This is a genomic window from Mesobacillus persicus, from assembly GCF_900109925.1.
In the GTDB taxonomy this organism is placed as follows: domain Bacteria; phylum Bacillota; class Bacilli; order Bacillales; family Cytobacillaceae; genus Mesobacillus_B; species Mesobacillus_B persicus.
Genome location: NZ_FOBW01000001.1, coordinates 115,873 through 127,131, shown reverse-complemented (window position 1 = coordinate 127,131; position 11,259 = coordinate 115,873). Strand labels below are relative to the sequence as shown.

Annotated in this window: 11 protein-coding genes; 1 reads left to right on the top strand and 10 read right to left on the bottom strand. The window is 39.8% G+C overall.

Translation table 11 applies throughout. The features are described 5' to 3' along the window. Positions 1-52 precede the first annotated feature (52 nt). The 8 genes from BMX30_RS00635 to BMX30_RS00605 all read right to left on the bottom strand — a co-directional run bounded on the left by BMX30_RS00635 (position 53) and on the right by BMX30_RS00605 (position 9,077). Positions 53-1,267, bottom strand: a complete 1,215-nt coding sequence (locus BMX30_RS00635; protein ID WP_090740183.1) for a NupC/NupG family nucleoside CNT transporter — start codon at positions 1,265-1,267, stop codon at positions 53-55. Positions 1,268-1,343: 76 nt separating this feature from the next. After that, positions 1,344-2,324 carry a DNA-binding transcriptional repressor DeoR gene (locus BMX30_RS00630; protein ID WP_425283725.1) on the bottom strand — a complete coding sequence of 327 codons (981 nt, stop codon included), beginning with the start codon at positions 2,322-2,324 and terminating at the stop codon, positions 1,344-1,346. Between the two features lie 230 nt (positions 2,325-2,554). After that, entirely contained in the window at positions 2,555-2,893 is a 339-nt protein-coding gene (locus BMX30_RS00625; RefSeq protein ID WP_090740180.1) for a hypothetical protein, read from the bottom strand. A 167-nt stretch (positions 2,894-3,060) separates the two neighbouring features. Next, positions 3,061-6,282 (bottom strand): DEAD/DEAH box helicase, encoded by a 3,222-nt coding sequence (locus tag BMX30_RS00620; protein ID WP_090740850.1) that lies wholly within the window; start codon positions 6,280-6,282, stop codon positions 3,061-3,063. A gap of 184 nt (positions 6,283-6,466) precedes the next feature. Continuing rightward, the gene (locus BMX30_RS23305; RefSeq protein WP_170843747.1) at positions 6,467-6,619 is read right to left on the bottom strand and encodes a hypothetical protein; all 153 of its coding nucleotides are present in this window, start codon (positions 6,617-6,619) and stop codon (positions 6,467-6,469) included. Positions 6,620-6,712: 93 nt separating this feature from the next. Continuing rightward, positions 6,713-6,904 (bottom strand): hypothetical protein, encoded by a 192-nt coding sequence (locus tag BMX30_RS00615; protein ID WP_090740177.1) that lies wholly within the window; start codon positions 6,902-6,904, stop codon positions 6,713-6,715. 359 nt (positions 6,905-7,263) lie between these two features. Further along, the gene (locus BMX30_RS00610) at positions 7,264-7,479 is read right to left on the bottom strand and encodes a DUF2187 family protein (protein WP_090740175.1); all 216 of its coding nucleotides are present in this window, start codon (positions 7,477-7,479) and stop codon (positions 7,264-7,266) included. 152 nt (positions 7,480-7,631) lie between these two features. Then, on the bottom strand, positions 7,632-9,077 hold the full coding sequence (locus BMX30_RS00605) for a DEAD/DEAH box helicase (RefSeq protein WP_090740172.1): 1,446 nt from the start codon (positions 9,075-9,077) through the stop codon (positions 7,632-7,634). 224 nt (positions 9,078-9,301) lie between these two features. On the opposite strand from BMX30_RS00605, the gene BMX30_RS00600 reads away from it, so the two are divergent. Next, positions 9,302-9,751 (top strand): S1 domain-containing RNA-binding protein, encoded by a 450-nt coding sequence (locus BMX30_RS00600; RefSeq protein ID WP_090740169.1) that lies wholly within the window; start codon positions 9,302-9,304, stop codon positions 9,749-9,751. 125 nt (positions 9,752-9,876) lie between these two features. Here BMX30_RS00600 and BMX30_RS23300 read toward each other — a convergent pair whose 3' ends face one another. Both BMX30_RS23300 and BMX30_RS00595 read right to left on the bottom strand, forming a co-directional pair. Then, complete coding sequence (locus BMX30_RS23300) at positions 9,877-10,044, bottom strand: hypothetical protein (RefSeq protein WP_170843742.1); 168 nt, start codon at positions 10,042-10,044, stop codon at positions 9,877-9,879. Positions 10,045-10,137: 93 nt separating this feature from the next. After that, positions 10,138-11,199: an LLM class flavin-dependent oxidoreductase gene (locus BMX30_RS00595; RefSeq protein WP_090740167.1), complete on the bottom strand. Its 1,062-nt coding sequence runs from the start codon at positions 11,197-11,199 to the stop codon at positions 10,138-10,140. Positions 11,200-11,259: the final 60 nt, after the last annotated feature.

Here is an 11,259-nt window from a genome sequence, read left to right as displayed (position 1 = left end):
ACTTAGTGATTTGGTCCTTTTTGCATTTTTAAACATCGGAGCTACGACCTATTTAAAACAACATCCCCGCCATCGCTGCGCTGAGCAAAGAAGCCAGCATTCCGGCAATGACAGCACGGACACCCATTCGGGCAATATCGCCACGACGCTCAGGTGCTAGGTTTCCTAATCCTCCAAGAAGGATGCCGAGTGAAGAAACATTGGCAAATCCACATAAGGCAAAACTTACTACTGCTACTGTTTTAGCAGATAGCTCTGGGATTTGTGGAGCGAATGAAGCATAAGCAACGAATTCATTTAGAACAAGCTTTTGACCAATGAACGCTCCTGCCTTGACTGCTTCGTTCCAAGGTACACCAACAGCAAATGCTAATGGTGCAAATATATATCCAAGGATGCTTTCAAGCGTAACACCTTCAATACCGAATAATCCCGTTATTCCACCTAAAATCCCATTGATTAATGCAATCAATGCAATAAATGCTAATAGCATTGCTCCAATATTAAGAGCTAATTGAAGCCCGACGGAAGCTCCATTTGCAGCAGCATCAATGACGTTTGCCGCTTCTTTATCGTCCTCGATTTCAAGGTTAGCAGTGTTTTGAGGTTCCTCTGTTTCAGGTACAATCATTTTTGCAAGTACCAAACCTGCCGGCGCTGCCATGAAGCTTGCAGCTAATAGATATTCAAGTGGAACACCTAAAAGTGAGTACCCAATCAATACGGAACCGGCTACAGAAGCAAGCCCTCCAACCATGACAGCAAACAACTCTGACTTTGTTAAAATTTTAATAAATGGCTTAATAACAAGTGGCGCTTCCGTTTGACCAACAAAAATATTCGCTGCAGCGGATAAGGACTCTGCTTTGCTTGTCCCTAACAGCTTTGAAAGCGCACCACCTAAAATTTTAATTACCCATTGCATAATTCCTAAATAATAAAGAACTGAAATTAAGGAAGAAAAGAAAATCACGACAGGCAACACTTGAAAGGCAAAAACCATCCCAATGTTTTCTGCTTGAAATATACCTCCGAATAAGAAGTTTACCCCTTCATTGGCATAATCAATGACATTCTGGACTCCTTGTGAAACCTGCCCTAGAGCATATCGTCCTGTTTCCCACTTTAATACAACAAAAGCAAAAATAAATTGTATTGCCAAGCCACCAAGTATCGTTCTCGGCTTAATCGCTTTACGGTTGGAAGACAATAAAAACGCAATCGCTAATACTGTGATAATTCCCAATAATCCCCAAATATAATTCATGCTGCTCACCTCTTAGTAGTATCTTGTTGATTGTTAACCTGTATTATTCTTTTATTGGATGATCTTTCAGAGACAGTTAAGTCAGTGAATTTTCTTGTTCATTTTTAGCTAGCTTGTCTAATAAAAATCTAGCTGTAAATTGATCTGTAATTAAAGTGTTTGCATAATTGCCCATTAACGCTCCATATATCCCATTAATCTTATCAGCACCACCAGCAACAAGAAGCGCGTGTTCTTTGCCCTTTAGAGCCTCTAACGCAATACCTAATGTCCGTTCGTTCAAATCCTGATTGCATATCAAACCGTTTTGGTCGAAGAACCTAGAGCAAATATCCCCTACCGCCTCCTGGTTCAGCGATTTTAAATCGGCCTCTGTGAAATAACCCATTTTAAACAAAAGAGAATCCTTCTTAACAGAACCCAATGTTGTTACAGCTATATTGGCCTGTTTTCCCAAATCCATAATAGCTCGGATATGACGGTCCTGTTCCATCGCCTGCTTTACAACTACGTGATCAACAATGGCGGGTAGAGGTAAATGATGAGGTGTACAGTTGAAAGCCTTCCCAAATAAGTACAAGACCTCAGAGGCGTAAGTGTTTGTCTCTGCATGACTCACCCCTCCTTTAAGCTGGACCACTTGAACATTCCTCACAAACTTTTGCTTTAATTCAATGGCAACATGGTATAGAGTGGTTCCCCATGTGACGCCAATGATGTCATCGTCTTTCACTATTTGATTTAAATACTCAGCTGTTGCTCCACCTAAGTAGTTTTTAATAAGATGTTCCTCATAAGCTGGAACAGAGGTAACGAGGGCTTTTTTTAACCGAAAGTTATTTTCTAATTCCTTAGACAGTTTCTCTACTTCTTCGGTCGGATCATTAATCTTAATCTGGACAATACCTTCTGCTTTTGCCTGTTGGAGAAGCCGTGAAACAGTGGGCCTGGAAACGCCTAGTTTTTTTGCGATTTCACTTTGTGTGAAGTCAAGTAAATAATAAAGTTTCGCTGCTTCAATGATCTTGCTTGCTTTGCCATCCTTTTCCAATATCATCACCTTATTTAACTGGTCTGAAAACACTTTCTTAGTGTAGCTTTTTTTTGAGAAAATGTAAAAGTCTATTTTTACATTTGTAAAACTAAGTTTATTTTGAAGATTCCCACGTATGAATCTTGTTCAGTACAATTAGACTTACAAAGGGCTTTTTTACTCTTCACATTTCAAAAGAAAAGCACTCCTATAAGAATTGCACTCGATAGCAAAACAGAACTATAAATGAATAATTATTCTTTTTTTTCTTTTATCTGTTCTCGAATCTGTTCTAATTCTTCTAAAGACAGTTCTCCTAATGATTGTTTAATTTCCTCTTCAATTGATTTTCGATTGCTTTCTCGAAATTTATCCCACCACTCTCGAAGACCTTCTGTATTTTCAAGAAGGAATTCAATATCGATTTCTTCTACTTCATCATCTGATAGATAGGTCAAAACAGCCCCTAACATCCGATTTAGACTCGCAATTTCATCCGTGTTGGTTTCGCCCTTGATGGCTTGTTCCTGATCTAGTTGCTCGTTGGTATTCTCTTCTGCGACCTCTTCAACCTGCGCAGTCTTCCGTGGCATCGTTTCTCTCCCCTTTCCGATTAGTGATATATGTAAAGTATGACCTTAAAGAATATTCCTGATGATGATTGGTTTAAATTGTTTTGTTTGTTTTGTTTATAAAAGAAAAGACACCTTTACCAATGAAAGGTGCCCTAGAAAATACGTTATTATTACCGGTCAATATTTTATATCATTAATATTTCTCGGATATCGTCATCCGTCAAAGTTGAAGATCCAGGATCTTCAGAGTCAATAATCTCCTCAATCATACGCTTCTTTTTCGCTTGTAGTTCATTCATCTTTTCCTCAATTGTCCCTTTTGAAACCAATTTAATGACTTTCACCGGGTTTGTTTGTCCCATCCGATGAGCTCGATCGGCCGCTTGCTCTTCGACTGCTGGATTCCACCAAAGATCATATAATATTACAGTATCTGCTCCTGTCAAATTCAGTCCAGTGCCTCCAGCTTTTAATGAAATCAAGAAGAAGTCACGCCCACCGGCATTAAATTGATTACACATGCTCACTCGCTCTTCTGCTGGAGTTTGTCCATCAAGGTAGTAAAAAGGCAAGCCACGAATGGCTAACTCCCTACCAATTAGCTCTAACATTTTCGTAAACTGTGAAAAAATTAATACCCTACGTCCAGAGTGCCTTGACTCGTCGACAATTTGCATTAATTGTTCAAATTTTGCTGAGCTACCTTTATACCCGTCTACAAACAAGGCAGGGTGGCAACAGATTTGCCTTAACCTCGTCAATCCAGCAAGGATTTTAATCTTATTTTTTCTTATCGTTTCTTTATCTAAATGTTTAAAGGTATCATGGCGAAGCTTAGCTAAATAGGCAGCATAGAGCTTTTTCTGATTCGGAAGCAGCTCGATGGATTTCAAGGACTCCGTCTTTTCTGGAAGCTCGGATAGGACGTCCTCTTTTACTCTTCGAAGCATAAAAGGTCGGATTCTTCGTGAGATGGTATCCTTTGTTAAATGACTATACTCTTTTAAGCTAAGAAACAGTTCAGGGAAGACAACATGAAAGACTGACCATAGCTCCTCCAGAGAGTTCTCCACGGGTGTACCTGTTAGCGCGAATCTATGCTGGGCTTGTAATTTTTTTACTGCTCTGGCCGTTTGTGTAAGTGGGTTCTTAAAATTTTGAGCCTCATCAAAAAAGATGGTGTGGAACAATTGCTTCTCGTACCAATGAAGGTCCCTCCGCAATAACGGATAGGATATAACCACGACATCCATATCCATTATTTCCTTCTGAAGTTCAGCACGCTCCCGCTGCGTTCCATCCACGACAATGGCTTGTAGCTCGGGAGCAAACTTCATGAGTTCATTGATCCAGTTATAGGATAAAGAGGAAGGACAAACAATTAAAACTGGTTGCTTTTTAGAGCGAATAGGTTCGAGCTCTGAGAGAATATAAGCAATGCTTTGAACGGTTTTTCCTAGACCCATATCATCAGCTAATATCCCACCAAAGCCAAGCGTGGCTAGTGTTTTCATCCATTTAAAGCCGTGCACCTGGTAATCCCTTAAAACCGGAATTAAACTAGAAGGTACCTCATAATCTAGCAGATCTGGATGATGTATCGTCTCTAGAAACTTTCGAAAAGAGTCCTCAAAAGTGAACGCATTGTCACCTTCAACGGTCTCAATGAGTTGAAGTCCGCGGACGATGGGCACATTCCATTCTCCCTCAAAAGCCTCAGTTTGCTCAGGGATTGTTTTTAGGAAAGTATTGATTTCTTCAAACTCCCTTGTTTCTAGTGATAGAAGCGAACCGTTTCGTAAACGATAATACTTCCGTTTTTCTTCAAGTGCTTGGAGAATTTCTTTGATATCCCTTTCAGGAAGACCGTCCATTTCAAATTTAAATTCGAGCCAATTGGTTCGTTCCTTTTTAATCTTCACATTGATTTTCGGAAAGGTATTACCTTTAAAGACTCGGTTCCTCACCGATGTCGTAGCATAGATTTGAACAATTTTTTGAAGTTTCGGAACCATATTGTATAAAAACTCATATTCTAGCTCTTCATTGTGCAAATAATAACCGCTATCCGTCGTAGCAAAGGAGCTATCCTCCATCAGCTGAAGGATTTGAGCCTCTTTCGCTTCGTCTCTAATCAGGATGGAAGCTGCACGAACTTCTTGACTGTCTAACGGATTAAACACAATATGCTCGTAGTGAAACTCGAGCCCAGCAAGCAGGCGATTATTCACACGATCCAGGTAAAGCTTAGCCACAAGTGGTGTTTCAATGAATTCGCTCGTTATGGCACTTGGGATTCGGACAACGCCCAACTTTTTTAATCCTGGAACTACTTTTTCCATAAAGAAACCTAGTTGATTTTTCGTGATTGGTAGTTGGGACCTCCCGGAATCTTCTAACATCTGAATTAGATCGGTTAACCGGTGAATATCCTCCCAGTTGATAGGAATAAGTTTCCCTTCTACTAGCACCGCCTGGTAGGACTTTAAAACGCTGATACGGGATAGGCCGTCAATTTTAAGCTGAAAGTGGCCACTCTCCGTTTGTGTTAAATCAAACTGGAGGGGAAGTGTTCCATTTGTAAAATCGAGATCCATGACTTTCTCGTTCATCTCGATTTTTACTGTGGGAGCTTTCCTTAAAGCAGGAAGAAGTGTTTCCCACGCAGAAGGTGGAATTAGGATTTGCTCTTGGTAAATCGTTGAATAATCGTTACCCTCCCTTCCCTCTGAACCAGTGGCACCCTCATCGCGCGTCACTTGAATAAGATGTTGAAGAACAGCATCCGTTTCATGATCAAAACAATGGAGGCTAGGGTCATATAAAAGTGATTGACTAATCCTACAAGTGTTTCCTTCTGCTACATTCATTAAAAATGAACGAATGGAATTTATAAGCGTCGATCCAACCTTTACTCCGATTCCAATCAGTGTTTGCTCGTATTTATCTTTAACTAACTTAAATATGATCTGAACTTCAAGAACCTTCCGATGCTCAAAATGATTTTGATAACCACTTGGTTTGGTTGGCTGAACATGAAAGAGGTTGAGGAAACTATCTGTTACTTCCTGATGTTCATGAGTGCTGTGTTTCAGCATTTTGCGATTATTTGGAGTTATGCCTTTTCGCTGTTGCTCGTAAATAGAGATTAATACAGCGGCAATATGTTGGCAGTCGGTTTGAACAGAGGCTAATTTTGGACAGGTGCAGTCTGTGAGAAGATCACCATTAGGTGTCGTTTCGATTGAGACCCGGAAATCTTCTACACCCCTAACAGTTGCTTTACAACGACTCATTGAAAAGTCTACGAATGTCACTTTATCTGTACGATAAAAAGCGTCCCCTCTTTTGAAGGAGACGGTGCCGCACTGTTCTTTGATCATTTTATGACTCAGTTTTATGTTCAAAAATCTCGCTCCTTCTTGAATGGTTATCGCTCTAATCTGCATGTACAAACTCATTTATAAAAAAAATCCACCATCAGCTTATTTATCTATTTCACGATTGTACCATAACTAGTAAAAAAACAGCAGATTATCTCCTACAAGAAAAAGGCAAAAAAAAACGCCATAATGTCCGGCGTTTTAATAGTTATTGAAGTTTATTCTCCCTGTCATCGCTTGGAACATCGTCGGTTACAAGTTGCAGGAGATCTTCACTTAAATTTTCAAGAGAAGCGATAAACCCTGTTCCTTGCTTAGTTGTTTGATTCGGAAGAAATCCACCTTTTTCATTCTTTTCCAAGTACTCACCTCCAACAATAGCTTGTCCTCTTGCCTGACTATTTATAAATTCTGGAAGGTGCCAGGCAAATTCCAGAATTTAGGGGGTGAAACTTTATCCTTTTGGTTGGTCTAGTGCTTGGTAGGCTGATTGATACTTTCCTCCATCAGCAACTTCAGAATGGTACAATGCTTTTAATGCAAAGGTTTTCTCAAGTGCATGCTCTTTCATTAATTCTTTTAAGTTGATCTGTAATTCTTTATTTTCTTTCACCAGTTGTTTCATTTGAGATTGAAAGTATTTCAATAGGTCCAACTCCTATTATGTGTCCATGGCTTTTGATTCTTAGATCTCCTTCATTTTTAAAGCTTCTTAAAGTTAGTTGTTGATTTCCGCTCCAGGCACTCCGCTTTCCAAGGGCGTTGCGGGGAGCCTCCTCGGCGCAAAAGCGCCTGTGGGGTCTCCCCAGCCCCGTACTCCCGCAGGACTTTGAATAGCTTCCTTGAATAGGCCCACGCACGAGAAAATGCCGTTCATTTTCAAGGAGTCTTCGTGCCTTCCTCTCCCTTGTAAAAAATCAAGAATGTCCTATAACACAGCCTTTTTAAAAGTGCCTGTCCTTCGCGTGATTGTAACAATTGGGAGTCAGGCACTGAAGTCGTTTCTTACTTAACTAACTTATAATTTTTATGATTAACAACTGTTTTAATTGGTTCATCTTTTTTTACATTTATACCAATCTCGGCAATAACAGAGTTTTCCCGAATTGCTACTACTTTCCCCTTAGTGCCCTTTTCTGTTCCTTTTGAAATTTGAATCATATCCCCAATGTTTGCCTTTACAATACTCTTTTCCTGCTTCTCATTAGTCTCTTCTGGCATATCAGTTCCCCCTTATCCTCTTGTTTTGTTAGTATGGCCTCGGAGCATCCTCTGTACAACATCTATGGATTTTTATCATGTAGGGAAAGATTGGAGAGAATAGTCCAGATGAGTACACTCGTTCTCCAAAAAATCCTTTGAATTGAATGCTTTTATTTTAACGCCTTAGTCACTCTCAGTTTCTTTCCCTTAATTGTTGTATCTTCCATCGCTTGTAGAACTAGTGAACCTTTTCCATTAAGGATATCAACATACGTTAAATTGTCTTGTATGGTAATAATTCCAATGTCTTCTGCTATTATCCCAGGAATGTTAACGATTGTACCAACAAAATCTACAGCACGTAACTTTTTCTTTTTCCCACCATTGAAATGAAGTTTCGTAATTCCTTTATTAATTCGTGCTGTTTTATTATTATGAACCACTCGACGACCACCGATTTTTTCCTCAAACGCAGCCTTATTTTTAGCAACCTCCTGCTGTTTCGGAGCCTCCATGGCCGGTATTTCAAAACCAATGTACCTTTCAATAGCTTGTACAAATTTTCCTTCATATGGAGTCGCAAAGGTTATTGCTTTTCCTTTGTTCCCAGCTCTTCCTGTTCTTCCTGTACGGTGAACATAGCTCTCTTTTTCCATTGGAACGTCATAATTAACCACAAGGGTGACGTTATCAATGTCAATCCCTCTTGCTGCTACATCCGTCGCCACTAGATATCGGAAATTGCCCATTTTAAACCCATTCATCACAGCGAAACGGTCTTCTTGTTCTAAGCCGCCATGTAGCCTTTCACATGAATAATTGGAAGTATCTAAATCAGCATACACTCGATCGACATGTTCTTTTGTCCGGCAAAAAATAATACAACTCTCAGGGTTTTCAACAACAGTGACATCTTTCAAAACTGACAACTTCTCTTCCTCCTTAACCTGGATTAAGAAATGATCAATTGTGTCAGTAGTTACCCCAGTAGAAATAATTTCTATATGATTCGGTTCCTTCATGTATTGATGGCAGAGGTTTTCAACATCCTTTGGTAATGTCGCTGAAAAGACCATCGTTACTCTACCTGAATGGACTTCGTTTATAATTGACTCGACCTCGTCAATAAAGCCCATATTAAGCATTTCATCTGCCTCGTCAATGATCAAATACTTAATCTGGTCCAAAACCAAAGTTCCTCTTTCGATATGGTCAATGACTCGACCAGGTGTACCGACGACCACATGTGTTTTTTGTTGTAGTTCCTCCTTTTGTTTCGCAAACGGTTCTTTACCAAATACAGCCATTGCTTTTATTCGTTTAAACCTTCCAATATTTGTGATATCATCACGTACTTGGACTGCAAGCTCTCTTGTTGGGGTAAGAATCAGGGCCTGAGGCTTCTTTGCCTCCCAATCAATCATCTCACAAATAGGAATGCCAAAGGAAGCTGTCTTCCCACTGCCTGTTTGCGATTTAACCACTACATCTTTATTCTGTAACGCTAAGGGGATAACTTCTGTTTGAACCTGGGTCGGGGTAGTATACTTTAATAAAGTTAGTGCTTTATTTATTTCATCGCTTAACTGATAAATTTCAAAATTTTTGTCATTCATATAAAAACCTCATTTATATTATTATTAAGTCAATATAAGGATTCTCTTAAAGAAAAATCATATTCATTATTTGACTCTGGTCAATCATTCAGTATAATCTTATTATTGATCAAAAAACATTGTAAAAAAAAATTTTAATGGAAAATAGTTCAGATAGTGATTTATTTCCCAAATTTGCTATAATTATGTGTGTGTTAACAATTTTGAGGGGGAACCATATTTATATGTCAGTTGAAGTAGGTAGCAAAATACAAGGTAAAGTAACAGGTATCACTAATTTTGGAGCATTCGTGGAATTACCAGGAGGCTCAACAGGTCTTGTGCATATCAGTGAGGTTGCAGATAGTTATGTCAAAGATGTGAACGACCATCTTAAAGTAGGCGACCAAATTGAAGTGAAAGTAATTAGTGAGAAAGATGGTAAAATTGCTTTATCGATTAAAAAAGCGATTGATAGGCCAGAAGGTCAAACTTCTTCCTATTCCCAGCGCCCTCCACGTCAGGGCAGACCCGATAGCCGATCTAAGGATTTCCGTCCAAAAGGTAATTTTAAACCAAAGGAAACCTTTGAGGATAAAATGGCTAAATTTCTAAAGTCTAGTGAAGAGAACTTAACTTCTCTCAAACGAAATACGGAAACAAAACGAGGCGGTAGAGGCGGAAGACGCGGATAACCTGCTACTTTTTCACCCAGATGAATAGATTGAAAATAGGCAAGTCAGGTAAACTGGCTTGCCTATTTTATTTGAGTATAACAATTCTAATCGAACCGCATTACTCAATATCCAATCCCTTATGACTAATCTCTCGTCTTCCTTTGTACGGGGTCTGGGATTTTATTATCCTCTTTTAATTCTTTATTGGTGCGCAAGTTTTCCATCTGCTTCCCTAAATTCTTCATTTCCTCGACAGTATTTGCCATTGAGCTGTTTTTTGGTGTGTAATCCTTGTCCAATTCTTTTTTCACGAATATCACCTCTAGTGAACTCTTTCCCTAGAGTGGGTTTGTTTAAACTTTTACATTTTTACCTTGATTCTTATGTATCCTAAAAGGATATGACTACACTGTTTCATTACCGGAATTTTCCCACTTAGATACCTCATCACGAACGATGGGTGCTACTTCTTTTCCTAACAGTTCTATTGCTCTCATTACGTCTTCATGAGGCATGGTACCCACTGGTAGATGTAACATAAAACGTGTAATGCCGACATTCTTTCGTAGATGGATAATTTTATCGGCTACAGTCTTTGAGTCCCCTACATATAATGCTCCTTCAAAACTACGGGCAGCATCAAAGCTCGAGCGGGTGTATGGACCCCAGCCACGCTCTTTGCCCAACTTGTTCATGACTTGTTGGGTTGAAGGGAAAAACTTGTTAGCAGCTGTTTGTGTATCCTCCGCAATAAATCCATGTGAATGGGACGCAACGGTCAATTTTGAAAGATCATGACCGGCATGGGCCACTGCCCTTTTATAAAGTCGTACAAGTGGTTCAAACTGTAACGGGCTGCCACCAATAATCGCTAAAACAAGTGGTAACCCAAGTAGACCAGCGCGCATAACAGAGTTGGAATTCCCACCGCTTCCAATCCACACAGGTAATGGATTTTGGATTGGTCTCGGATATACACCCAAATTTTCAATGGCCGGCCGGTGCCCACCTCGCCACGTGACCTTTTCAGAATCTCGAATTTTAAGTAATAACTCAAGATTTTCCTCAAATAATTCATCATAGTCCTTTAGATCATAGCCGAACAAAGGAAAAGATTCGATAAATGACCCTCGTCCTGCCATAATCTCGGCACGACCGTTTGAAATTGCATCCACCGTTGCAAAGTCCTGAAACACCCGTACAGGATCAGCAGATGAGAGAACTGTTACAGCACTAGTCAATCGAATTTGTTGTGTCCTGGACGCAGCTGCAGCTAATATGACCGCTGGAGAAGAAGCCGCGAAATCCTCACGATGGTGTTCCCCAACACCAAAGACATCCAACCCCACCTGATCCGCTAGAACAATTTCTTCAACAACTTCTCTGATTCGCTGTGCATGACTAATTACCTCTCCGGTATTAACATCCGGTGTTGTTTCGACAAACGTACTTATTCCTATTTCCACAATGAAATACCCCTTATTCAAGATTTGGTGGCTTTAATAGTTAGTTAACCCTCTCCTATC

Bases quoted from the DNA above. Each gene is read 5' to 3' on its own strand.
- BMX30_RS00635 (WP_090740183.1), bottom strand. From the start codon at position 1,267: ATGAATTATATTTGGGGATTATTGGGAATTATCACAGTATTAGCGATT.
- BMX30_RS00630 (WP_425283725.1), bottom strand. From the start codon at position 2,324: ATGATATTGGAAAAGGATGGCAAAGCAAGCAAGATCATTGAAGCAGCG.
- BMX30_RS00625 (WP_090740180.1), bottom strand. From the start codon at position 2,893: ATGCCACGGAAGACTGCGCAGGTTGAAGAGGTCGCAGAAGAGAATACC.
- BMX30_RS00610 (WP_090740175.1), bottom strand. From the start codon at position 7,479: ATGCCAGAAGAGACTAATGAGAAGCAGGAAAAGAGTATTGTAAAGGCA.
- BMX30_RS00605 (WP_090740172.1), bottom strand. From the start codon at position 9,077: ATGAATGACAAAAATTTTGAAATTTATCAGTTAAGCGATGAAATAAAT.
- BMX30_RS00600 (WP_090740169.1), top strand. From the start codon at position 9,302: ATGTCAGTTGAAGTAGGTAGCAAAATACAAGGTAAAGTAACAGGTATC.